This is a genomic window from Marseilla massiliensis (assembly GCF_016899955.1).
GTDB lineage: Bacteria > Bacteroidota > Bacteroidia > Bacteroidales > Bacteroidaceae > Prevotella > Prevotella intestinigallinarum.
The window spans coordinates 15,932-39,400 of the sequence record NZ_JACJJL010000011.1 but is presented as its reverse complement, the minus strand read 5'-3'; the positions used below and the strand labels follow the sequence as shown (position 1 = coordinate 39,400).

Sequence of the window (23,469 nt, the reverse complement as noted above, 5' to 3'; positions counted from 1 at the left end):
ACTTTAACAACGAACAATGATTAATACAGTTATTCTTGATTTTGACGGAACCATAGGAGACACCTGCAGCCTGATAGTAAGGACAATGCAGCAAACTTTGGACGCAGTCGGGTTGCCCATGCAGTCGGACGCACAATGCGCAGCTATGATTGGCCTGCCTCTGAGGCAGTGTTTCAGCCAGCTGATGCCCATGGACGATGTTACCGCAGCACGGTGTGAGTCGACATACCGTGAGATATTTGCACGCAACAATGCCGACTACAAGGTGCAAGTGTTCCCCAACGTTGTCGAAACAATAAAGCAACTTCACAACTCCGGGATGAAGATATGTATAGCCAGCAGCCGCAGCCGCCATTCGCTGCTGGCTTTCCTTGACGACATGGCCCTCGATGGCTATGTGCAAATCGTGGTGGCAGCTAATGATGTAAAGCACCCAAAGCCGGCTCCCGACATGATAATCAGAATACTTGGTGAAACAGGAAGCAGAGCCGATGAAGCCATCATGGTTGGCGACACGAGGTATGACATTGACATGGGACGCGCAGCCGGTGCCGTTACCTGTGCCGTGACTTACGGCAATGGAAAGATTGAAGAGCTGGGAGAAGCCGACTACCGCATAAGCGACTTTTCGCAATTGGCGGGCATAATAAGCAAACTGAACAGCTGAAGGTTGCGACAATCCCCGGGAAAAGGCAACGCCTTCACATCGCACGATTGCAAAACGGCCCCACAGACAAGAGTGTCTGTGGGGCCGCTTCCATATTTTATACAGCCACGACAGGCTGCCTGCCGTCAAGCATTGAGCAAGTAGCGCTCTGCCTCTATGGCAGCCTGGCAACCTGAGCCGGCAGCCGTAATGGCCTGGCGATATACAGGATCGGCCACGTCGCCTGCCACGAACACTCCGGGAACCTTCGTACGCGGCGTACCGTCAATCTTCTTTAGATATCCCACCTCGTCGGTGTCAAGCCATTCACGGAACACTTCGCTGTTCGGGGTATGCCCTATGGCAAGGAAGAAGCCATCGATGCTGATGTCCACCTTCTCTTCGTCGGGCTCGCCCTTGCGCTTTACCAGATGGGCGCCCTCTACCCCGTTTGCGCCAAACAGCCCCAGGGTGTTGTGCTCAAACAGCACTTCGATGTTCTCCGTTGAAAGCACACGCTCCTGCATCACCTTCGAAGCGCGCAGATAAGGCTTGCGCACTATCATGTACACCTTCTTGGCAAGGCCGGCCAGGTAGAGCGCATCCTCACAGGCAGTGTCGCCGCCTCCCACTACCGCAACAGTCTTCTTGCGGTAGAAAAAGCCGTCGCAAGTGGCACATGCCGACACACCTTGCCCGTTGTACTTCTTCTCGTCGTCAAGCCCAAGGTATTTTGCAGAAGCCCCCGTCGCAATAATCACGGTATCGGCAAGTATCTCATGGCCGTCTTCGGCTGTAAGCCTGTAGGGAGCCTTCGACAAGTCGGCCTTTACGATGGCCCCGTCGCGAATGTCGGTTCCGAAGCTCTCGGCCTGCTCGCGCAAGTCCATCATCATCTGGTTTCCGTCGACCCCTTGCGGGTAACCGGGAAAATTCTCCACCGTTGTGGTTTGGGTCAGCTGTCCGCCGGGTTGGATACCGCAATACTCAACGGGCTTGAGGTTGGCCCGCGCGGCATATATGGCAGCAGTGTACCCCGCCGGTCCACTGCCAACAATTAGGCAACGTACGTGCTCTGTATTCTGTTCCATATACTTGTTTTACGGTTTTTTGGCCTCAGCCGGTTATTTTTTCAGCAACTCCTCTATCTTGGCGGCAATGTTGTCGATGCTCTCGGTGGGCTCGAAACGCTCTACCACCATGCCCAGCTTGTTTGTCAGGAACTTTGTGAAGTTCCATTTTATGTCGGCCTTCTCCTTGTAGTCAGGGTCTTCCTTCGACAGCATGTCGTCGAGCACCGTGGCCAGCGGATGGCTCATGTCCCAGCCGGCAAAGCCCTTCTGCTCCTTGAGGAACTTGAACAACGGGTCTGCGTCGTCACCGTTTACCTTCACCTTCTTGAACCGTGGGAACTCCGTGCCATAGGTCAGCTTACAGAAACTGTGGATGGCCTCGTCTGTTCCGGGAGCCTGCTGGCCAAACTGATTACACGGGAAATCCAATATCTCAAATCCCTGGCCATGGTATTTCTCGTAGAGTTTTTCCAGTTCCTCATACTGCGGTGTAAATCCGCACTTGGTGGCGGTATTTACAATGAGGAGCACTTCGTTGGAATACTCTTTCAACGATACGTCTTTTCCTTTTCTGTCTTTGACAGAGAAATCATAAACAGTCTTCATTTCTTTATTACAATAGTTTGTGTCTTGTTGTTAGGTGACGCAAAAATACTGATTTTCCCGCTCAAAACCAAACTTTGGGCAGACAAATTAAGCATTTTATTAATATCAACCCTTTGCGTCTGCCCCACTGCGAGCCCTGAATGAAGCACTCACCTCAGCCCCCAGGCCCTGATTGCATTGTCACTTGATATTGACTCGACACGCCTCTCGGTGTCGTCGGGCAGGTTGCAGAAGAAATCAATCCCGGTGAGCTGCTCCAGTTCGTCTATAGACACGGCATAGTCGCTCAGCTTGTCGGAAGAATGGTCAGCGTTGATGTGCTCGGCCCACAAGCCGATGGCCTTGTACGTGTCGCCTTTCTTGCAAAGCAGGGCCATGAAGAAATAGCGAGGCACGATGAGGCCCGACGAGGTATGCCCCATAACTCCCTTGGTGGCCCCATAGTCTTCGATGGTGCCGCCATTGCAAACATATAGCGTGTCTCTGAATGAGCTTCGGTTCCACGAGCGCACCTGCTCCTCCATCTTTTCCCAAAGCCCTGCGTTGAAGTTGTAGTACTGTGGCTGCATGTTCGACAGGTAGAACGTCTGCCCGTTGGCATCCATGGAGCACAGGCGGTCGGCCGAAGGGCAGATGTGGCCGCGGTTGAATCCCGACCCACGGTAGTCGGATAGCGTGGTACGGCAGTATTCCGGCAGGTCGGGGTCTTCCTGGAACGGGTCGGAATGCCACTGTTTTCCCTGCCATGTGGCATTCTTCCAGTTGTTTCGGTTCCAGTTTGTCACGCTGTTGGCATTGTACATGGCATAGCATGTCCAGCGTTGCGCCCGTTTCTCACAATCCCATTCTACAGAATAGTTGAGCCCGTAACCGTCGGTATAATGCACAACAACCATGCTGTGCCCGTCGTTGCGTACTTTTGGAAACTCAAGCCTTCCGGCTTCGCCAGTCAATATTGTGCTATTTGCATTGGCATTGCCTGACGTTTCATCCGAACCACCGTTGGCATAGTCTGAGCTGCACGAGGCTGCAGACACCGCCAAGGCAAGAGCCAATGACGCGAAATAATATGTTTTAATCATCAATGGAACAATTGCACGTAAAAAAGGCGCTCCCGGGAATCTGCAACTACACGGGCGCGCCTTTTATATATTAAGGTAGGATGTATCTTATTTCTTAGCAGCCTTACCGTAACGGCTCATGAACTTATCAACACGACCCGCTGTGTCAACGAGCTTGCTCTTGCCGGTATAGAACGGGTGCGAGGTGCTCGAGATTTCCAATTTTACGACCGGGTAAGTCTCGCCTTCAAATTCCACAGTGTCGTTTGTCTTGCACGTAGAACGTGAAAGGAACATATCGCCGTTGGACATATCCTTGAATACGACGGGGCGATAGTTTTCTGGGTGAATACCTTTTTTCATTTTAACTTTAAATTATTGTTTGTTATTGAATATATTCGCTTTGGGCTGCAAAGTTACAAATAAATTTCGGCATACCAAAATTTCAGGCGCCATTTTTTAGTTTTTGCATGCCGGTTATCTGAAATTTGGCCTTACGGCGTCTGGCAGGCTCGCGCTGCCGTTAACATTTTCATGCTTAAATGCAGCGGCAACTCACGTTGTGGCCAACCGCCTGGCATCCAGCCACTTGCAACAGCCATCGTTCGGGCCCACGAAACGGGCCGTTTTGGATTCTGAAACAGGCCATACCGAAGCGCCATACGGCCTGTTTGACGGCCCTATATGGCATACAAGGAAGAGCGAGAATGTTGATGCTGAATTTAGTTGCATATTTGCAACCACAATCATATTGTGCGCATTCATTATTTCTTTTTCCCCGTGCTTTCGCGCTCTGTAGCCAGGAGTGTACGCCTAAAGGCTCACACAGGCCCACCGCCGCCACTGTGCCTCATTTTCTTATGCCGGCACAATGCCCGCCACAACCTGCACCACTTGCAGACACTTGGCGCACCATGGCCCGCACAACGGCAATGGCACCGCCGCCACCGCACTCACTGCTCCGCCTGCGCAGGCAGGACGCTGTCGGGTAAACCGGGAATAAGTTTTATTGAACGCCACTACCATTTAGCTAAGTGCTCATGCCCTACATGGCCAAGCAACCAACAGCTCTCGCCTATTCGACGGGCGAGCGCTCAAGTCGGGCTTGCCCGCCAATCCAAACGAGCCAGAAGTATGTTTTCGACGGCATCTCGGCAGCTTATTGTCTTGTCGGAAAATAACGCGCACTGGAACAATGCAAAAACCACACATGATGCCTGTGGCGGTTTGCCTTGTTGAAAAAAGACATGCACAGGCAACAATTCAACATCTAAAAACGACACAACAAAACGGCCGTCCCTAAGCAAGCCCGCCACCCATCATTGCATTTCGCCCTACCACCAACGTTTCCGTAGGTTGGCTGCGCCGTCGGCATGGCGGCATCGGCAAGCGCATCAAAAGAAAACCCCACCCCCGAACTAACGGGGATGGGGAAAACAAATATGCTATGAAAAAAATTAAATGAAAATATTATTGGTTATTCGGCGTAAGTTATCTCTACCACCTTGACGCGAAGCTGCGTGCCGCCGGTGTTTCCTGTCCAGTCATTGACAATCTTCACCGAGTTGCCGCTCAAGCCGCTGAACGTCACAGTGGTGCCACTCACATTCGGCTTCACCTTGGTTGAGCCGGCCTCAGCATAAAGCTGCGGATTGCCCACATAGTCGGTGCCGTTATACGAGTCGCACTGCAGCTTGATGCCAACGATGGTCTTGCCCGAAGCCTTCACAGTGAGCGAATTGAGCGCATACATGCGCACACCCTTTGTGCCGTTATAATACTTCGGATGGTTGTTGCCGCCTTCCTGTGCAAACGTAAGCACTGTGCCGTCGCTGAGGTTGACGTTTTCAACGTCTACGCCATTCTCATAACCAAAGGTGCTGAGGTCGGCCACAAACGTGTCGCCGCTCACCTCGCCGCCGCCGGGGTTATCGCCACCGCCGGGCTCGCCTTCGGCAACAACGAGGTTCTTTACCTCCCATGTGCCCGAGCTTGAGTCACAAGAATAATACAGGGCAATGACAACGCCGCTCTTGCCGATGAACTTGGCCGGCACTGCTGCCGAATACTTAGAGAACGTAGTCCAGTCGCGGCCTTCGGTGAGCGTGCCGGTGATGTCGGTCCACTCGGTTGTGGCAGGGTTGCCGGTATAGTTGTCGGTGATGAGCACCTTGTTGTTCACTCCTCCGACAGGCTCCCCGTTGTTGGTCACATAGCGGAGTATGTAGTCAAATTCAACGCTGACGGCCTTTGCCGACGTCAAGTCGATGGCAGGCGACACGAGGTAGCTCTCCGACGGGGTTGTCACCTTCGAGGCGTTGTCGTAGCCACTGGCCTTGGCAGTGCCGAAATCGATTATCCACGGCGTCCCCTTCACCGTGCTTACATTAAATTTTCCAAAGCTGCTGCTGAACGATTCGTTGAGGTATTCGCCCTCACCGCCCTGCGACGGCTTTGTGCCAACCTCCTTGTCGCCAATCTTGGCGTAAGTCACGGTCTTCACACCGGGCACGCGGAAGTAGTTTTCTATGTTGCCGTAGAGTGTCACTTCCTGGCCCAGGTTGGCCTTGTTCTGCACAAGGTTGAGAGCCTCGCGCACCTCGCCGGCAGGCAACTGTACCGGCATGCACTTGGCAGCGGCCGTCTCTGTTGCGCTGGCAGCGATGAGCAGGTTGGTCATCACAGTGCAGGTGTCGGCTGAGAACACAGCGCCCTGGTCATAGCTTACGCCCGACACATAGCCCACGATGTATCCCTTTACAAACACGCCCGAAGCAGCTCCCTTGGCTATTGCAGCCGTCACGTTGTAAGGCGATGCCTCGGTGCCGTCGCCTTCGCCTTGTTGCGGCGTGTCAGGATTCTCGCCGGCAGTACCCTCGAGCACCTTGAGGTTTTTCACCTCCCATGTTGGTGAGTCGTCGCCACACTTGTAATACAGCGCAACGCGCACGTCGGGCTTGCCTATGTAGCTCTCGCCTATGTTGCAGCTGTAGTCAGAGAATGTGGACCAGTCGCGGCCCTCGGTCAGCGTACCGGTTATGTTCTCCCAATTGGTTGTGGTGGGGTCGCCCGTATAAGCGTCGGTAATGAGCACGCTAACAATCTTCGACGGGTCGGCCGTGCCATAGTTTGTGATGTAGCGGAGTATGTATTCAAACTCGATGTGGGCACCCTTGGAGTTGCTAAGGTTGATCATTGGCGACACGAGGTAGCTCTCCGACGGGGTTGTCACCTGCGAGGAGTTGTCATAACCGCTTGCCTTGGCAGTGCCGAAGTCTATCACCCACGGCGTGCCGGTGACGGTATGCACAGTGAACTCGCCGAAGTTGCTGGCGAAAGTCTCGTTGATGTATTCGCCCTCCACGGGGTCTTTCGTCCCCTGGCCGTTAGGATTCTCGTAAGGCGCAGGCACGTCCTCACAAGCAGTAAACGTGAGCGCGGCAATGGCCACGGCCATTATAGTTCTGAATATCTTTTTCATAATCGTCTGGTTGTTGTAATATTATTCTGCTGGTTGAATGTCTTTGTCTGATCTTAGCAATATCTGCCAAGTGTTGTTAAACCGTGTGAATATGCCGGTAATGTTTACCTTGCCTGTCGGCATGGGCATGGCGGCAAAGTCAGCGTAAGTGCTTGTGCGCACCACCACGTTGCTTGCTTCGTCTATGTTGCGGTTGGCGCAGTTGGCGGTGAGGGCCACGCTGCCGTCCTTAGGGGCGAAAGCGGCCCTTCCGTCGGCTTCCGACAGGGTGACGCCACGGAAGGTCATCAGCTTGGTGCAGTTCTCAAACATGTCCATGTCAGCCGAGAAGTCTGTTATCAATGAGTTGACCTTGGCTGTGTCGATGTCTCCAATGATCTTGAAGTGCTCCTGCCAGGTGAACTTGTCCATGCGTCCTATGCCGCTGTTATATGGCGCCCCAATCTGGCACTGCTTGCGGTAGCCGCCCACATACAGGTCTTTGAGGTTGACAAGTATTTGCTGGCCGATGGGCAGATAGCCGTTCAGGCCACCCTGCGAGATGCCTATGAGTATGGCCCCGGTCTCGTCTTGAACCGAAATCTGCTGATAGATGTTGCCTGTGACATCGTTGCCTGTCACCCAAGCCTTGATCTGCAAATCCTCATCCACCTTGACAGCCTGGTCTACACTGGCGTTAAACACGCTCGAGTATTTGTCTTTCAACTGTGCAATGGTGATGACGTTGGTCTCCTCAATGCTGTTGTTTCCCCATGGCGAAGGCGTCGTCGAGGGTTCATCCCAATCGCCGTCCATGCATCCGGCGAACGCCAGGCACACGATGGCCAGTAAGAGATATTTTGCTTTTTCCATTGTTCTTTGTGTTTAGAATCGATAAGTGATGTTCAGCATTCCGTTGATTCCATAAGCGTAATAGAGCTTAGGATTGCGTGAGAACTTATAAGTGCGCTCCTTGTTCACGCTTCCGTCGTCCTTGTAAGACACGTCGCTGCGGCTCTGCTCGAATCCGCCTGTGGTTATCTTGGTGTTGTTGAGGATGTTGGTAAGCATGAGGTTTACCGACAGCTGCCCGTGCTTGAGGTATATGCTCTTGCCTATAGACGCGTCGAGCATGAACCCGCCCTTGCCCTCAAGCTGCTCCGGCACGGTATAGTCGGTGCCATCAAAGTAGCCGTTGGCCTCGAGCGTGCTCTGGTATCTCAGGTTTGGTGCGTAGCTGAGGTAGATGCGGTCGTAGTAGTTACCGTTGAGGTCGATGAACCATCCGCCGGCGTGGTAGCTCAGCCCGACGTTGTATACAGACAGCGGCGTGCCGTATTCGCGCATGCCTTTGTTCATGCAGATGTCGTCGTACATCACCCCGAGGTTGGAGTTCATGTAGCGCACGGCCGAGTTATTGAGGTTCTTCGCCTCGCTTATCGTACCAAACGACTTGATGCTGAACGCAGACGTAATCTTGAAGTCGAGGCCCCACTCTACTCCGTATGCCTCTTTGCGTATGTCGGTGAGCGAAACGTATGAGAAGGCATTTATGTTGTCGAAGTAGAACTGCTGCCACTCTGTCACGTCGGTCATGTTGTAATAGTATGCGTTGATGTTTGCATGGAGCCACGAACAGTCGAGCTGGTAGCCTATCTCGCTGCTCATCACCTTCTCGTTCTTAAGGTTCTTAACAAAGTTGTTGTTTATTTCGGGAGCCTGGAAAGACTCTGATGCCGTAGGCGACTTGGCCTCGTATCCGAAGCCGAGCGTAAGCATGCTACCCCCGCCGAGGTCGGCTGCCACGCCCACCTTGCCTCCACCGTCAAGGAAGCGGGCCGTGCCACTCTTGCCAAACGAGTTGTCCTTGGCCATACCGTTGCGCATCTTGCCGTCGCGCTGCATGGCCGTGCCACCTACCCGACCGCTGATGAATCCCGTCAGCACGTCGTTCTTGAATGTGTATGTAGCCCAAACGTTGGCCTTGTTGACGTTGATGTTGTAGTCGTAGCCAAAGCGGTCGCCCTCGCGCACAACGGCGTTGGGGTTGTTGAGGTCGTACTGCACCTGCTCCGCATCGGCAGCATACGTGCCAAGGGCGTAGGTGTTTATGTTATGGTAAATGCTTGCCCCAAGCATATCCTCCATGGTCTGGTAGTGCATTCCCTTCGTGGTAGAGAGCACAAAGCCCATGTCGAGTGATGTGTTTTTGGTCAGGTCAGTCTTCAGCGACGAAGCGAGTGAGAAGGCCAGCTGGTCGTTGTTCTTTGCCTGGATGTAGTACATGGCGTCGGCGCCCTGTGCCGATGCGCCCCTGTTGGCCGCATACAGCCTGTTCCAGTTTATCTGCCTGTTGGCCTTTGAAGCCGTAAGGAAGTTGTATGCCTTGTTCCAGTTGGCCAGCGCCTCGTCGGTATTGGCCTCGTCGCCTGCCTCCCAAACGTTGTAATAGCTGCTCGGCAGGTTCTTCCAATAGTCGGGCTGGGGGTTCTCACTGTTGTTGTAGTTAAGCTTGGTGCTCTTGTACATGCCGTACTTACCGCTGAGGGCAGTGGTCAGTTTCATCGACTCATTAATGTTCCAGTCCCATGTCAGCAATGCCGTTGGCGCGAAGTCGTTGACCACTCGCGAGTTGCGCACCTTGCCATCCTGATATCCCCAGTACGGGTTGTAATAGTTGCTGTTGGCTATCCAGTAGCTCTCGTCGGTGGCGGGGCCCTGCGACGAGCGCTCTGTTGGGTTGCCCCATGTTACCAAGGCAAGGCTGTGCTTGTCGTTGAACACCTTCTCCACGCCAAGGAAATACGACAGGGAGTTGTAGAATGTGCCCTCAACATACCCCCTGTTTGCCCAGCGGTAGGTCACATTCCCGGTGAAGGCCCATCCCTTCTCTGACAAGCCTGAGTTGTAGGTATACATTCCGCGCACCACATAGTTGCGGTTGGCGCCGCTCAGGGCAAAGCGGTGGCCGGCTGCATAGTGGCTGGGGCGGAAGTTGTAATTGTTTGAACCGGCCAGTGCAGGCATGGCGAATTTGTTGCTCTCGAAGGGCAGCGAGTACTCCACGTCGCGCGACTGGTTGTTCAATCCGCCTATCTGCGAATATCTGAACTGGCCCGACTCGGCATCGTTCATCGGCGCTCCGTTGATGAAAATCTCGTTGTACTTCTGGTCAAGGGCACGGTACCTGAACCGCGCCGGGCTGAACAGATAACCCACCTCCGAAGCATAGATGTTGCTGTTAGAGTTGACGATGATGACATTGTCGGTCATGTCGGCGTCTTCTCCCAGCTGAGCTTCAGTGAAAGTGAACGCCTGCTCGCTCTCCATGTCGGTAGTATGCCCAGTCTGTCCTGTCACTTGGGCTGCTGCCGACGTGGCGCAACACAGGGCGGCCACCGCTAATTTCAGCTTTTTCTGCATAGGTTGTGAATGTTTAGTTATAAATGATTCCAAATTGCAAAGTAACAAAATAAATTCTAATAAAAGAAGAAAAAGACGATAATTTTTTATTAATATCGACGATGCCGGGCCAAATGCATCCATTGGCACGGCGCAAGGCATAGAGATATATGTTCGTGCGCGCAATGACGGACATGCCAGATAATTGTTCACAATGCAGCTCGCACGATTGTAAGCCCCTTTGTTATGCAATGCTGCCGGGGACATACGGCCGCACATAACGCCCCAGACAGGAAACCGGCAAAGGTCGTAGGGCACGCTAAAGCGGCATGCACCTTAATACACTGGGGCCCAAACAGTTAAGGGAGATGCCCCTTGCTGCAACTTTTTCTTACAAAAATGAGAGCCCGGCAATTTGCCGTCGACAGCAGCCCGCGGCGCGTTTAATTTTTCATTAAAGTTGCAAGAATAAAACGTTAACAGCATGGTAATGTCGACAAAAATTGCGATATTTGCAGAAAAATCAGTTTAGACATGAAGAAATACGTGTTTCTCTTTGCCCTACTACTGTTCATAGGCAGTCGCGGGCTGGCGCAAGGCGAGAAGAAGTTCTCTGTCTACGCCATCGGTTTCTATAACCTTGAAAACCTGTTCGACACCTGCCATGACGAAGGTAAGAACGATTATGAGTACCTGCCTGAAGGCTCCATGAAGTGGAACGGACGGAAATACTCAAACAAGCTGCGCAACATGTCACGCGTGTTGTCTGAGATGGGCACCGACATGCTGCCCAAGGTTGGATGCGCCGCCATCGGAGTGAGCGAGGTGGAGAATGCAAAGGCGCTGACCGACCTCGTTGCCCAGCCTGCCCTCGCCGCACGCGGCTATAAGTTCTGCCACATAGAAGGCGAAGACAAACGAGGCGTTGACTGCGCCCTGCTCTACAACCCTAAGATGTTCACCGTGCGCAACGTCAAGCTCGTGCCATACGTACAGGCCCTGGCCAAGGACAGCTCTTACAAGACACGCGGCTTCCTTACAGTCAGCGGCACGCTCGGCGGCGAGCACGTGGCCATCATAGTAAACCACCTGCCCAGCCGCTTCAACGGCTCGTTCTACCGCGAACAGGGTGCCAAGCAGATAAAGGCCGTGAAAGACTCGCTCATAAAAGAAGACCCCGACGTCAAAGTCATTGTGATGGGCGACATGAACGACGACCCGATGAACCGCTCGATGGCCGTAGAACTGGGAGCCAAGCGCGAGATATCTGAAGTGGGCGACGACGACATGTACAACCCGTGGTGGAACACACTGAAGGCCGGCAAAGGCACGTTGTTCTACAACGGCAGCTGGAACCTGTTCGACCAAATCATCCTCTCGCCATCGCTCATCAACCGTAACGGCAAGAAAGACTATTCCACACTGAAGTACTTCAAGCACCAGATATTCCGCCGCGACTACATGTTCCAACAGGAAGGCCGCTACAAAGGCAACCCCAAGCGCACTCACGCCGGCGGGGTTTGGCTCAACGGATACAGCGACCACCTTCCCACAGTGGTATATCTCGTGAAGCAACAGAAATAAAGCCGACCGCAAACATGTAGCGGCAGGCAATTGTCGCTGTACGACCAAGGATTGCAGGATAACGGCCGTAAGGCCCGGGGCCCACGTGGCCGCTGCTTCACTGCATCTCACCTGGCCGCACAGCGACAATTTAGGAATATGCCCTGCGGCAGGCCCTTCCGCCCCATTGCGGCGGGCCATCACACAGCGGCCAACGCAAACATAACACAACTACAGCAGCATCATGGAAGAACATCCATTCGAACCCTTCCTGCCGGAGCACGCCCGGTTGCTCATGCTCGGCACGTTCCCACCCGCCCCCAAGCGCTGGTGCATGCCATTCTACTACCCAAACTACCAGAACGACATGTGGCGCATCTTCGGGATATGCTTCTTCGGCGACAAGACCCACTTCCTGCTGGAAGAAGAGAAGCGCTTCAATCTCGGGCTGATAAAGCCGTTCCTCATTGAAAAAGGCATAGCCATGTACGACACGGCTGTGAAAGTGAACAGGACGAAAAACACGGCTTCCGACAAAGACCTGCAAATACTGCAGCCCACCGACCTCGACGACATGCTCAACCGGCTGCCGTGCTGCAAGGCCGTAATCACGGCAGGGCAGCTGGCCACCGATGTATTCTGCCGCCACTTCGGCATCGGGCAGCCCAAGGTCGGCGATTACAAGGAGTTCGACTTCAACGGCCGGAGCATACGGCTATACCGCATGCCCAGTTCATCGAGGGCCTATCCCATGAGCCCCGAAGACAAAGCCAAGCAATACAAAATAGTGTTCGATTACCTCAAATTTATAACAAACGGCACCACCCGGGCGCAATCCGGCTGCAAGGCAGATGCCGCGCAGCCACCCCGGGGCCAGCATAACAATATTCAAAGATGACAATAATAGGAGTTGCCGGTGGCACCGGTTCGGGCAAGACCACCGTAGTAAAGAAGATAGTAGAGTCGCTGCCGCCCCACTTCGTGTCGGTGGTTCCCCTCGACTCGTATTACAACGACGAGTCGCAGGCCACGCCTGAAGAACGCAAGTCAATCAACGTAGACCACCCGGATGCCTTCGACTGGAAGCTGCTCATCGAGCACGTGCAGGCACTCCGCGCCGGGCGCCCCATAGAAATGCCTGTCTACTCATACTCGGAGTTCAGCCGCCTGCCACAGACAGAGCACGTAGAGCCCCGCCCGGTGGTGATTGTCGAGGGCATAATGGTGCTGCTCAACAAGAAGCTACGCGACATGATGGACCTGAAGATATTCGTAGACACCGACTCCGACGAGCGGTTCATACGCAACCTTCAGCGCGACGTGATTGAGCGCGGGCGCACCGTGGAGATGGTCATCGACCGCTACCTGCGCATGAAAAAGCCCATGCACGAGCAGTTCATCGAGCCCACGAAGAAGTACGCCGACCTCATCATACCGCAAGGCGGCGAAAACAACATCGGCATACGCATACTGAGAAAGTACATCGAAGGGATAGCCGTCAACGAGTGAGCCGCCACGGCATGGCTAAAAAAGCGCCATGCCGTGGCGGGCGGCGTGTCATGACGGGTCGATGAGGTCGTTGTTGGCCGACTTCTCCACCTGTTTCTTCCACGAATAAATCTTCCACGAGTTTATTATCTCCGTCAACCCGTAGAGCAGGCTGCACCACCCCAGTATGACCAACGGCAGCGCAGCGCTCTCCATTGGCTTGATTATGACGTAGAGCCCCACAAGGAGCACCAACGAGGGGCACACCCAATAAACAAAAGCCACGCGCCCAAAGCGGCGTGCGGCGAGCAGGGCCATAAACTGGTTGAGCGCCCCGAGTATGAGTATGGCGCCCAGCACATACATCAACCCGGCCACAAACATGTCGGGCTTTATGGCCAGCAACGCGCCAAATACCACGCTGCCAACGCCGACAATGGGCAACGGGGGCTTGCCCCCACTGATAACGCGCCCCTCGGCATCGGTAATCTTATACGTTGAGGCATTGCGCGCGGCATTGAGATAGGTGGCACACGAAATCACGCCCGACAGCAGGAAGAGCACGCCTATGGCCACCGTTATCCATGTCACGGTGCCGCCCGGATACTGGATGAGCAGCACCCCGACGATGATGGCGCACACGGCACGCAACAATGAACTTCTTAATATTTTCATGATTCTATGGATTTAACGTATTGCAAATATACGGATAAAAACTGTAAGGAACAATTTTTTCGCAACATTTATACTTTGCAACACCACAAATGACCACTCTGTATTTAGCGAGACACGGCGAGACCGTTGACAACGTAAACCAGATAATGCAAGGACAGACACAAGGCCGGCTGACCGACAACGGCATACGCCAGGCCGAGGCCTTGCGCGACGAGATGGCATCGGCAACAATCGACGCTGTAATATCCAGCGACCTGAAGCGCGCCGTCGACACGGCCACCATCATTGCCGAGCCCCACCGTCTGCCCGTAGCAACCACAAAGCTGCTGCGCGAACGCGACTGGGGCAGCTTCACCGGCCGCCACATACCCGAACTGAAAGACGAGGTGTGGCCCGACGACATCGAGACGATTGAACAACTTAAGCAGCGGGCCGCCGAATTCATCGGCATGCTGCGACGCGACTATGCCGGAAAGACGGTGCTGGCCGTGGGCCACGGCATTATAAACAAGGCCATACAGGCCGTTCACTACGGCAAAGGCATGCACGAGATACCACGCATGGAGAACGCCGAGACACGCCTGCTGCACATTGTCTGAACCCACCGCCCAAGCCGCCGGCACACGGCCCATGTGGCAAAGCCAGCCACAGCCGCAGCCTGAACACACGGCGGGCATGCAACGGCAAGCCCTTGCCGACGCCTGCGCACAAAAAACATGGGAGCCCGCCGCATGTGCTGCAGGCCCCCATGGCAATACATCAATTTTCTATCAACATGCTGCAATGCCCCGTAAGTGTACAGGCAAGCCGCCGTCACCATCAACCGATGGTTATCTGCCGGGCCACCTTGGCCTTGCTGGCCTCTATCTTGGGCAGGTCTACGGTGAGAACACCGTGCTCAACCTTTGCAGAAATCTTGTCCTTGTCTACGTCGTCGGGCAATATCAGCGTCTGCTCATACTTCGAGTATGAAAACTCGTGGCGCAGGTAACGGGTGTTCTTGTCCTCCTCTTTCTTCTCGTCCTTGCTCTCCATCTTTATCGTGAGGTTGCCTTCATCGTTGATGTGAACGGCAAAGTCTTCTTTCTTCAAACCCGGAGCGGCGAGCTCTACCACATAGCCCCTGTCGCTTTCTTTCACGTTGATGGCCGGGGCGGTGGCATTTGCCTTCGGCATGAAGTCTGTATCAAAGAAATCGTTGAACACTGCCGGTATCCATTCTGAGCTTCTTCTAACTGGTGTCATAATCTAATCTCCTATCATTTATGTTGTTAATGTTCTTGTTGACTGTTGCCTCGGCTTTCGCTTCGGCTTTCACTCATGATAGTGCAACAAGCATACCAGCGCCGAAAAGTGTGACGTTTTGACGCAACAGAAAGACAAAATGACAGCGGCGGCATGTTGAAGCAACCCTCCCTGCTGCCGCCCCGATGCCTCTCCGCAGTGGCGTCAATCCCTTCACGGCCCTCTTTTCGGTGACCAAGACGTAAAGAAAAACGGCCTGGCAGCCCCCGCGGTCAGGCCGTCGGACATGCAAAAAGGCCCGCAGGCAATTGCCTGCGAGCCTTTGTCAACCCCCAATAGGCCTTCATGCCGCCCGGGATGCGACTTTCGCGCTATCACGGATTGGCCTTTTGGCCGAAAGCCACTGATTTGGCGGTAAAACAATACCGGGTGCATGGCCAGCGACAAACCATCGGGGGCCACGCCAGGTGAGCCTACGGCCGGCACGTCAGGGGCCGGGTCAGGCCTCCGGGCCGGCCATTGCCTTGAGCACGCCCACTCCCTCTTCCACCGTATTCACGCCGGTGACGACCATCGAACGCTTGCCGTTCTGCTCGCGCAAGTTGCAACGCCGAGGGTTGGTGGCAATGTATTCAAGCACCCTGTCGAACGTCTTGCTCCTGTAGTAGGCACTCTGCGGGTTGCTCACAAAGAAGAGAGTCATGCGCCCCTGCTTGAGCATCACCTTCTCGCAACCCAGGCTCTTGCCGAGCCTGCGCAGCGGAACGACACGCATGAGCTCTTCGCCCACTTGCGGCACCGGCCCGAAACGGTCGACCATGCGGGCGCGGAAACGCTCCAGTTCGTCGTCGCCCTTCAGGCTGTCGAGTTCGCGATAGAGCAGCATTCGCTCGCTGTCGCTGGGCACGTAGCGGTCGGGGAAGTACATTTCGATGTCGCTTTCGAGCGCACAGTCGTCGACAAAGGCGTCGCCACCGGCCTCGCCCGCAGCCGCCTCCTCGCTGTAGAGGTCGGCAAACTCGTCGTTTTTCAGCTCTGTCACGGCCTGGTTGAGTATCTTCTGGTATGTCTCGTAACCCAGGTCGGCTATAAACCCGCTCTGCTCTGCCCCGAGCAGGTTGCCGGCCCCGCGTATGTCGAGGTCTTGCATGGCAATGTTGATGCCCGACCCCAGGTCGGAGAAGTTTTCAAGGGCCTCGAGCCTGCGGCGCGACTCGGGGTTGAGGTCGGCCAGCGGCGGGGCGAGCAGGTAGCAGAAAGCCTTGCGGTTGCCCCTGCCCACGCGCCCGCGCATCTGGTGGAGGTCGCTAAGCCCGAAGTTGTGGGCACCGTTTATTATTATGGTGTTGGCGTTGGGGATGTCGATGCCGTTTTCCACGATGGTTGTCGACAGCAGCACGTCGTAGTCATAGTTGGCAAAGTCCATGATGATTTGCTCCAGGTCGTCTGGCTTCATCTGCCCGTGGCCAATGGCAATGCGCACGTCGGGTATGTATTTGCGTATCATCTCGGCTATGTGTGTCAGCTCGCTGATGCGGTTGTTTACAAAATACACCTGCCCGTTGCGGCTCATCTCAAAGTTTATAGCGTCGGTGATTATCTCCGGCCCGAAGGTGTGTATCTCCGTCTGGATGGGGTAACGGTTGGGCGGAGGGGTCTGTATGATGCTCATGTCGCGCGCCCCAACGAGCGAGAACTGCAGCGTGCGCGGTATCGGGGTGGCCGACATGGTGAGCGTGTCGACGTTGACCTTCATCTGGCGCAACTTCTCTTTCGTGGCCACGCCAAACTTCTGCTCCTCGTCGATGATGAGAAGCCCCAGGTCGTGGAACTTCACCGACTTGCCTATCAGCTTGTGGGTGCCTATCAGTATGTCTATCTTACCGGCCTCAAGGTCGGCAAGCACGGCCCTGGTCTGCTTCGGGCTGCGCGCCCGGGTTAGGTAGTCGACCCTCACGGGAAAGTCTTTCAGCCTCTTGCTGAACGTCTGGTAGTGCTGGTAGGCCAGCACCGTGGTGGGCACAAGCACAGCCACCTGCTTCGAGTCGCATGCCGCCTTGAACGCCGCCCGCACGGCCACCTCGGTCTTGCCAAAGCCTACGTCGCCGCACACAAGGCGGTCCATGGGGCGCTGCCGCTCCATGTCGGCCTTGACGTCGTTGGTTGCCTTGAGCTGGTCGGGGGTGTCCTCGTAGAGGAAACTGGCCTCGAGCTCGTGTTGCATGAAGGTGTCTGCGCTGTAGGCAAAGCCCTTCTCGTGGCGCCGCTTGGCGTATAGCTTTATGAGGTCGCGGGCAATGTCCTTTATCTTCTTCTTCGTCCGCTCCTTCAGGTGCTCCCACTGCCCGGTGCCGAGATGGCTCAGCCGCGGCGGCTCACCGTTGTCCTGCGCCTTGTACTTCGACACTTTGTAGAGCGAATGTATAGAGACATAGATGGCGTCGCCGTGCTGATACTGTATCTTTATCATCTCTTGGTAACCGTCGCCCTGCGGCATCCGCACCAGCCCGCCGAAGCGGCCGATGCCGTGGTCGACGTGAACCACGTAGTCGCCCACCTCAAACTGCTTTATCTCCTTGAGCGTCAGGGCCACCTTGCCGCCACGGGCCTTGTCGGAACGGAGGCTGTATTTGTGGAAGCGGTCGAATATCTGGTGGTCGGTGAAGAAGCACATCCGAAGGCTGTTGTCGGCAAACCCCTCATGCAGGGTGCGGTTGACGGGCGTGAAGCCGATGCCCGACACAGGCGCGCATGCCTGCCCCGGCGCCACTGTTGCCGCCCCGGCGCCTTGGGCTGTGCCCTCATGGCCGGCCTCAACAGCGGCAGCCGTGCCTCCGCCGGCATCGTTGCGTGCGCCGAGAATCTCTTTCAGGCGCTCGTTTTGCTTCTGGCTGTCGGCAAGGATAAACAGCCTGTAGCCCTTGAGCACATAGTCTTCGAGCGAACGGTGCAGCAGGTTGAAATTCTTGTGGAACAGCGGCTGGGGCGTAGTGTCAAACGTTATGGTGGCCTCGGGCAGCGTGGCGTGGCGCCGCCCAAGCTCTATCTGCCTGAACCCCGAGGCCGAATCGGCAAACACCGAGGGGCTAACCAGCTGCACATCCTTGCGCATCTGCTCGCGCACGGCCTTCTGCTCCATCTCGGTGAGGCCCTCCATGCGCTCGGCCACGGCCTGCCGCGAAAAGCCCTCGTCGTAGATGCGGGCCACCGAATCGCGCACAAAGGCAAAGTCACGAGCCACCAACACGGCGTCCTCGGGCAGAAACGACAGCAGCGGCACACGGCCCTCTACGAGCCCTGCCAGCTCGGGCACTATCTCTATGCGGTCGCGCGTCTCGCGCGACAACTGGGTCTCCACCTCGAAAGTACGTATGGAGTCGATGTCGTCGCCGAAGAAATCGATGCGGAACGGAAACTCGCAACTGTATGAATAAACGTCGAAGATGCTGCCGCGGCGGGCAAACTGGCCCGGCTCGTAAACATAGTCTACTTCTTTGAAACCAAAACCGACAAGGGTCTTCGACAGCTGGCCCACATCGGCCGACTGCCCCACGGAAAGCTCTACGCGCCGGCTGTCGAGGCGCTTGCGCGACACCACGAGCTCGGCCACGGCGTCGGGATAAGACACTATGTAAAGAAAGCCACCCCCAACGGAGGGGCCTTCGCCAGTGCCGCCGGCCACGCGCGCCAGAACTTCGGTGCGCAGTATCTCGCTGGCTGCATCGCGCTGCCCGTACTTCACGGCCCTGCGGTATGACGATGGGAAAAAGAGCACGTTGCCGTCGCCGAGCAACTGAACGAGGTCGTGGTAGAAATAACCGGCGTCGTCGGCATCGGCCAGCACAAACAGAAGCACCGACGGCAACCTGCCGGCCACCGAGGCAAACACCATTGGGGCCGCCGAGCCTACCAGACCCTCAAGGGCCAGCGAGCGCACGCCGCCCTTGCCGAGAGCCGCCACGAGGGCGCCAGCCTGTGGCATCCCCGCGTATAATTGATTTATTTCTTTGATATCCATTGCTAATACGGCGGCAAAGTTACATCAAATCGAAGAAAACACAAAACGATTGCCAACCAAAAGGAGATTGCGCCGAAAAAGTTTCGCAACGCAACCACATCGACACCAACATGCAAAGGGGCACGCGACGACACACGCGAAGCATTGGCCAAACAACAGATGCCATCGAGACCCGACTGAGACCGAAACTGCCGCCATGCGCCCGACGCGAGGTGTTGTGAACCACCGTCCCCGCCCCAACGGCACGAGAGGGCTCTCACCGAAAGCACCCCAGGGCACGGCGGTACGCCGCCACCTGCGGCACTGCGTAACACACAGGATGACAACACGGCTCACCAGATAATTCAAGGAGCCTTTTTAGGAGTTAAGAAGTTAGGAAGTTAAGGAGTTAAGACAATAGACCTTGCAGGTGTCCTCTATATCTTTGCCACCATCTTGTGTGCTCTTTCGGGCCGCATACCAAAGTCTCATCGGTCGCGTAGCCCGCTACGCTCTATCTTCGGACTTTGGCATGCATCTCCGAAATAGCGCACAATTTGATGGCAATTAATTTTGAACACCTATTTAGCGCCAAATTGTTGTGGCTTATGGCAAGCCTTGGGCAGTGGATGGCGGCCGAGTCGGTTGGGTGGTGGCAGGCTGAGTTGGCGCAGTGGGTGTAGGCCGTATATAGGCCAGATGCCCTGTGCTCAAGTTGACATTGATAATGCGGGTTGGTGTGTCTTTTTGCTGTAAATACTTGTAAAATATTGTCTGTTTGCATAAATTGTTGCCCTAAAGCTTGCTTTTTAGCGTAAAAAGTGTATCTTTGCATTCGATTATTCAGCCCTGCCGTCAGGTTGGGGCCGTTGTTCCGGCCTCAGGGTCGGGGCAATGTTTCATCGTCCAATATAATAATAAGGAAAAAGTAATGAGCAAAGTGATGAAGCCCGCAGGCTATAGGGCGCTGCTCGACACGAGGCAGACAGAGCAGGGAATAAAGCTGATAAAGGATTTCTTTCAGCAGAACCTTTCGACAGAGTTGCGCCTGAGGCGCGTTACAGCGCCATTGTTTGTGCTGCAGGGCCTTGGCATCAACGACGACCTCAACGGCGTGGAGCGGGCCGTTACCTTCCCCATCCATGACATGGGCATGGTCAAGGCCGAGGTGGTTCACTCGTTGGCCAAGTGGAAACGGCTGTCGCTGGCCGAATATGGCATTGAGCCGGGCTATGGCATATACACCGACATGAACGCCATAAGGGCCGACGAGGAGCTCGACAACCTCCACTCTCTCTATGTAGACCAGTGGGACTGGGAGGCCGTCATCACCCCAGAGCAGCGCACCACGGCTTTTCTAAAGAATGTGGTTGAGCGCATTTATGCCGCTATACGCCGCACTGAGTATCTTACATGCGAGACATATCCGCAGATAAAGCCCTTCCTGCCCGAGAAGATAACGTTCATACACAGCGAAGACCTGCTGCAAATGTATCCCTGCAAGTCGCCCAAGGAGCGCGAGGATGCCATCTGCGAGAAATACGGCGCAGTGTTCGTGATTGGCATAGGCGGCAGGCTGAGCAATGGCGAGAAGCACGACGGCCGTGCCCCCGACTACGATGACTGGTCGACACCGGGCGACGACGGCAAGGCGGGGCTCAACGGCGACATCCTGATATGGTATCCGGTGCTGGGCCGTTCGTTTGAGCTTTCGTCGATGGGTATACGCGTTGACAGGGAGGCTATGCTTCGCCAGCTCGCGATTGAGGGCAAGGAAGACAGAAAGGAGCTATATTTCCACCGCAAGCTGCTGGCCGGCGAACTGCCGCTGAGCATTGGCGGCGGCATAGGCCAGAGCCGTCTGTGCATGGTGATGTTGCACAAAGGCCACATTGGCGAGATACAGGCAAGCATCTGGCCCGAGGAGATGAGGCGTGAGTGCGCGGCAATGGGTATGGCCCTTATTTAGGGCCATGCCGGCCGCCAGGGTGGCCCGTGCCCTTCGGTAGGCCCGGCCTTGCCCGGCCTCAGCCCGCCGTCGGGGCCATGGCCCGTTTCGTTTTGCTGCCCGTCGGGTGGCCATTTGCTTTTGCAGAAGGCGCGGCGGGCCGCCTCGCCGCAAGGTGGCAACCGTCATTCTGGCTGTTGGCCGCAAGCGTTGCGGGGTCATTCTATATAAATGTAGAAGCATGCTTTTGACGGCTTGATGGCAGGTTGGGGCAGCGGCGCGCCTACCGGATTGCACCCCTCGGCCCGCAACCGCGTGGCGTGGCGTGCGGCCACGCAGCGCCGGCTCGTCCCGCCGGCCGGAGGGGGCATGGCTTGTGGCCAGGCTTTGCCGTAGGCCATGAGCCCCGTCAGGCCAGCTCCAGGTCGAGCAGGCCGCGCAGTTTCTCTATCGCCGGGTTTTGCTTGCTCATTTCCTCAAACTGTTCGCGCCTGCTCAATACCTTCACTTGCTCATTGTGTTCGGCCAAGCGCATGTCGAGGGTGATGCCATTGTTGTGCAGATACAGTTTGAGCGTGTTCTGTATGCTGCCTTTTATCACCTGCATCTGGTCGAGCATTATCTGGTTCTCAACCACCACCTCCACCTTCGGGAAGTCGGTTATGGTGGGCGTCATGTTTTTCATTCGGGCCGCAATGCCGCTTAGTTTCTGTGGCATACGGTTGCACATCGACATCCATTGGAACTCAAGCTCGTCTTGGCTGAACTCGTTGTGCTCGTTGTTTGGCTTGGCGTTGGGGTCGCTGGCGTCGAGAGTGCCCGGTATCACTTGCATTTTCTTAGGCTGGGCAGCCTCTCTGAGGTTGTTCCATGAGAAGCCCAGGGCCCCCGCCTTCGATTTCAGTGCCGGCCGTTTGGCGGCAGAATAGGCCGCTGTGGGTTGCGTGGCGGCTTCGGCGGCAGCCTTTTCGCCGGATGTTCCGTACTGGTTGTCCAATTCGTCGGTCTTTTTCTTCATGGCTGCCATAACGCTGCTGACTGGTCCGGCCGAGGCTACCTGCGGGGCCTCTGTTGCTGGCCGGGCAGTCCGCGCGATGTTCCTGAACAGGGTTTTCAGTCGTCTGGGGCGGCGCCCCGCCGACGCTGTCGAATCGTCGGGCTGCGTTATCTGCGCTATCTCGATGAGCGTCAGTTCAACGAGTAGCCTTTTGTTGTTGCTTTGCTTGTAGTCAATGTCACACCTGTTGGCAATTTTCAGTGCCTGGTAAAGAAACCTCGTGTCGCACCTCGCAGCCTGTTCGCCGTATCGGCGGCGCTGTTCGTCGCTCACCTCGAGCAGCGGCAGCGTGGCTTCGTCCTTTGCCATGAGCACGTTGCGTATGTGCTTGGCCAGCCCTACAATGAGCAGTCCGCCGTCGAAGCCCTTGTTTATTACGTCGTTGAGCAGCACCATTATGCCGCTCGCCTTGTTTTCCAGGCTCATGTCGACAATGCGGAAATAATATTCCTCGTCGAGCACGTTGAGGTCTTCAATCACCTTTTGGTATGTGATGTCGCCCTGGCAGAAACTGGCGGCCTGGTCGAAGATAGACAGGGCGTCGCGCATGCCGCCGTCGGCCTTTTCGGCTATTACGGCCAGTGCAGCCTCTTCATAGCGTATGCCCTCCTTGTCGGCCACGCTCTTGAGGTGGTCGATGGTTTCTTTCACCGTCATTCGCTCGAAGTCGTAAATCTGGCAGCGCGACAGTATGGTGGGCAGTATCTTGTGCTTCTCGGTCGTTGCGAGAATGAAAATCACGTGGGCGGGTGGTTCCTCGAGCGTTTTCAGGAACGCATTGAACGCCGCTGTCGACAGCATGTGCACCTCGTCGATGATGAACACCTTGTAGCGCCCCACCTGCGGCGGTATCCTGGTCTGCTCCATCAGCGTCTTGATGTGCTCCACCGAGTTGTTGCTGGCGGCGTCGAGCTCAAATATGTTAAACGAGCGCTGTTCGTTGAAAGCGCGGCAGCTCTCGCACTGGTTGCAGGCTTCGCCGTCGGCCGTGGGGCTTTGGCAGTTTATTGCCTTGGCAAATATGCGCGCGCAGGTGGTCTTGCCTACGCCGCGCGGGCCGCAGAAGAGGTAGGCGTGGGCCAGTTTGCCGCTTTTCACCGCGTTTTTCAGCGTGGTGGTCAGTGCCGTCTGGCCCACCACGGAGTCAAACGAGGTAGGCCTGTACTTCCGTGCCGAAACGATGTATTCTTCCATTGTCGATGTGTGTGGTAATTGTAAGACAATGCAAACTTACTCATTTTTCCCGAC

General features: G+C 55.6%; 16 protein-coding genes and 1 pseudogene. 6 read left to right on the top strand and 11 right to left on the bottom strand.

The window, feature by feature from the left end; all coding sequences use genetic code 11:
- The first annotated feature begins 16 nt into the window (after nucleotides 1-16).
- Nucleotides 17-667, top strand: coding sequence for an HAD family hydrolase (locus H6B30_RS07915; protein ID WP_205109354.1), 651 nt, complete (start codon nucleotides 17-19; stop codon nucleotides 665-667).
- Nucleotides 668-792: 125 nt separating this feature from the next.
- Here the strand turns inward: H6B30_RS07915 and trxB are convergent, their stop codons facing one another.
- From trxB to H6B30_RS07880, 7 genes are all read right to left on the bottom strand, one after another.
- Nucleotides 793-1,737 carry a thioredoxin-disulfide reductase gene (gene trxB / locus H6B30_RS07910; RefSeq protein WP_205109352.1) on the bottom strand — a complete coding sequence of 315 codons (945 nt, stop codon included), beginning with the start codon at nucleotides 1,735-1,737 and terminating at the stop codon, nucleotides 793-795.
- Between the two features lie 33 nt (nucleotides 1,738-1,770).
- A complete protein-coding gene (locus H6B30_RS07905) occupies nucleotides 1,771-2,325 on the bottom strand; it encodes a glutathione peroxidase (RefSeq protein WP_205109350.1) in 555 nt (184 codons plus the stop codon).
- Between the two features lie 149 nt (nucleotides 2,326-2,474).
- Nucleotides 2,475-3,407, bottom strand: coding sequence for a DNA/RNA non-specific endonuclease (locus H6B30_RS07900; protein ID WP_205109349.1), 933 nt, complete (start codon nucleotides 3,405-3,407; stop codon nucleotides 2,475-2,477).
- A gap of 87 nt (nucleotides 3,408-3,494) precedes the next feature.
- Complete coding sequence (locus tag H6B30_RS07895; protein ID WP_205109347.1) at nucleotides 3,495-3,749, bottom strand: type B 50S ribosomal protein L31; 255 nt, start codon at nucleotides 3,747-3,749, stop codon at nucleotides 3,495-3,497.
- A 1,114-nt stretch (nucleotides 3,750-4,863) separates the two neighbouring features.
- Complete coding sequence (locus tag H6B30_RS07890; protein WP_205109345.1) at nucleotides 4,864-6,867, bottom strand: DUF6359 domain-containing protein; 2,004 nt, start codon at nucleotides 6,865-6,867, stop codon at nucleotides 4,864-4,866.
- A 21-nt stretch (nucleotides 6,868-6,888) separates the two neighbouring features.
- Entirely contained in the window at nucleotides 6,889-7,719 is an 831-nt protein-coding gene (locus H6B30_RS07885; RefSeq protein ID WP_205109343.1) for a DUF5689 domain-containing protein, read from the bottom strand.
- A 12-nt stretch (nucleotides 7,720-7,731) separates the two neighbouring features.
- Nucleotides 7,732-10,269, bottom strand: coding sequence for a porin family protein (locus tag H6B30_RS07880; RefSeq protein WP_205109341.1), 2,538 nt, complete (start codon nucleotides 10,267-10,269; stop codon nucleotides 7,732-7,734).
- A 513-nt stretch (nucleotides 10,270-10,782) separates the two neighbouring features.
- Here H6B30_RS07880 and H6B30_RS07875 point away from each other — a divergent pair.
- The 3 genes and pseudogenes from H6B30_RS07875 to udk all read left to right on the top strand — a co-directional run bounded on the left by H6B30_RS07875 (nucleotide 10,783) and on the right by udk (nucleotide 13,320).
- A complete protein-coding gene (locus H6B30_RS07875) occupies nucleotides 10,783-11,832 on the top strand; it encodes an endonuclease/exonuclease/phosphatase family protein (RefSeq protein WP_205109339.1) in 1,050 nt (349 codons plus the stop codon).
- Nucleotides 11,833-12,055: 223 nt separating this feature from the next.
- Nucleotides 12,056-12,607, top strand: a pseudogene (locus H6B30_RS07870) (uracil-DNA glycosylase family protein); the annotation flags it as partial.
- A gap of 98 nt (nucleotides 12,608-12,705) precedes the next feature.
- Entirely contained in the window at nucleotides 12,706-13,320 is a 615-nt protein-coding gene (gene udk / locus H6B30_RS07865) for a uridine kinase (protein WP_205109337.1), read from the top strand.
- A gap of 48 nt (nucleotides 13,321-13,368) precedes the next feature.
- Here udk and H6B30_RS07860 read toward each other — a convergent pair whose 3' ends face one another.
- Nucleotides 13,369-13,974, bottom strand: a complete 606-nt coding sequence (locus tag H6B30_RS07860; protein WP_205109336.1) for an HdeD family acid-resistance protein — start codon at nucleotides 13,972-13,974, stop codon at nucleotides 13,369-13,371.
- An 89-nt stretch (nucleotides 13,975-14,063) separates the two neighbouring features.
- Here H6B30_RS07860 and H6B30_RS07855 point away from each other — a divergent pair, with 89 nt between their 5' ends.
- Complete coding sequence (locus H6B30_RS07855) at nucleotides 14,064-14,573, top strand: histidine phosphatase family protein (RefSeq protein ID WP_205109334.1); 510 nt, start codon at nucleotides 14,064-14,066, stop codon at nucleotides 14,571-14,573.
- 220 nt (nucleotides 14,574-14,793) lie between these two features.
- On the opposite strand, the gene H6B30_RS07850 is transcribed toward H6B30_RS07855, so the two are convergent.
- Together H6B30_RS07850 and mfd are read right to left on the bottom strand one after the other, a co-directional pair.
- Nucleotides 14,794-15,219: an Hsp20/alpha crystallin family protein gene (locus H6B30_RS07850; RefSeq protein WP_205109332.1), complete on the bottom strand. Its 426-nt coding sequence runs from the start codon at nucleotides 15,217-15,219 to the stop codon at nucleotides 14,794-14,796.
- Nucleotides 15,220-15,718: 499 nt separating this feature from the next.
- Nucleotides 15,719-19,237 (bottom strand): transcription-repair coupling factor, encoded by a 3,519-nt coding sequence (gene mfd / locus H6B30_RS07845; RefSeq protein WP_205109330.1) that lies wholly within the window; start codon nucleotides 19,235-19,237, stop codon nucleotides 15,719-15,721.
- Nucleotides 19,238-20,147: 910 nt separating this feature from the next.
- Between mfd and asnA the strand changes: the two genes are divergently transcribed.
- On the top strand, nucleotides 20,148-21,185 hold the full coding sequence (gene asnA / locus H6B30_RS07840; RefSeq protein ID WP_205109327.1) for an aspartate--ammonia ligase: 1,038 nt from the start codon (nucleotides 20,148-20,150) through the stop codon (nucleotides 21,183-21,185).
- A gap of 388 nt (nucleotides 21,186-21,573) precedes the next feature.
- On the opposite strand, the gene H6B30_RS07835 is transcribed toward asnA, so the two are convergent.
- A complete protein-coding gene (locus tag H6B30_RS07835; RefSeq protein WP_205109325.1) occupies nucleotides 21,574-23,415 on the bottom strand; it encodes a DNA polymerase III subunit gamma/tau in 1,842 nt (613 codons plus the stop codon).
- Nucleotides 23,416-23,469: the final 54 nt, after the last annotated feature.

Coding starts and splice junctions, on each gene's coding strand:
- H6B30_RS07905 (WP_205109350.1), bottom strand. CDS start 2,325: ATGAAGACTGTTTATGATTTCTCTGTCAAAGACAGAAAAGGAAAAGAC.
- asnA (WP_205109327.1), top strand. CDS start 20,148: ATGAGCAAAGTGATGAAGCCCGCAGGCTATAGGGCGCTGCTCGACACG.
- H6B30_RS07900 (WP_205109349.1), bottom strand. CDS start 3,407: ATGATTAAAACATATTATTTCGCGTCATTGGCTCTTGCCTTGGCGGTG.
- udk (WP_205109337.1), top strand. CDS start 12,706: ATGACAATAATAGGAGTTGCCGGTGGCACCGGTTCGGGCAAGACCACC.
- H6B30_RS07835 (WP_205109325.1), bottom strand. CDS start 23,415: ATGGAAGAATACATCGTTTCGGCACGGAAGTACAGGCCTACCTCGTTT.
- H6B30_RS07885 (WP_205109343.1), bottom strand. CDS start 7,719: ATGGAAAAAGCAAAATATCTCTTACTGGCCATCGTGTGCCTGGCGTTC.
- H6B30_RS07895 (WP_205109347.1), bottom strand. CDS start 3,749: ATGAAAAAAGGTATTCACCCAGAAAACTATCGCCCCGTCGTATTCAAG.
- H6B30_RS07850 (WP_205109332.1), bottom strand. CDS start 15,219: ATGACACCAGTTAGAAGAAGCTCAGAATGGATACCGGCAGTGTTCAAC.
- trxB (WP_205109352.1), bottom strand. CDS start 1,737: ATGGAACAGAATACAGAGCACGTACGTTGCCTAATTGTTGGCAGTGGA.
- mfd (WP_205109330.1), bottom strand. CDS start 19,237: ATGGATATCAAAGAAATAAATCAATTATACGCGGGGATGCCACAGGCT.
- H6B30_RS07875 (WP_205109339.1), top strand. CDS start 10,783: ATGAAGAAATACGTGTTTCTCTTTGCCCTACTACTGTTCATAGGCAGT.
- H6B30_RS07860 (WP_205109336.1), bottom strand. CDS start 13,974: ATGAAAATATTAAGAAGTTCATTGTTGCGTGCCGTGTGCGCCATCATC.
- H6B30_RS07880 (WP_205109341.1), bottom strand. CDS start 10,269: ATGCAGAAAAAGCTGAAATTAGCGGTGGCCGCCCTGTGTTGCGCCACG.
- H6B30_RS07915 (WP_205109354.1), top strand. CDS start 17: ATGATTAATACAGTTATTCTTGATTTTGACGGAACCATAGGAGACACC.
- H6B30_RS07890 (WP_205109345.1), bottom strand. CDS start 6,867: ATGAAAAAGATATTCAGAACTATAATGGCCGTGGCCATTGCCGCGCTC.
- H6B30_RS07855 (WP_205109334.1), top strand. CDS start 14,064: ATGACCACTCTGTATTTAGCGAGACACGGCGAGACCGTTGACAACGTA.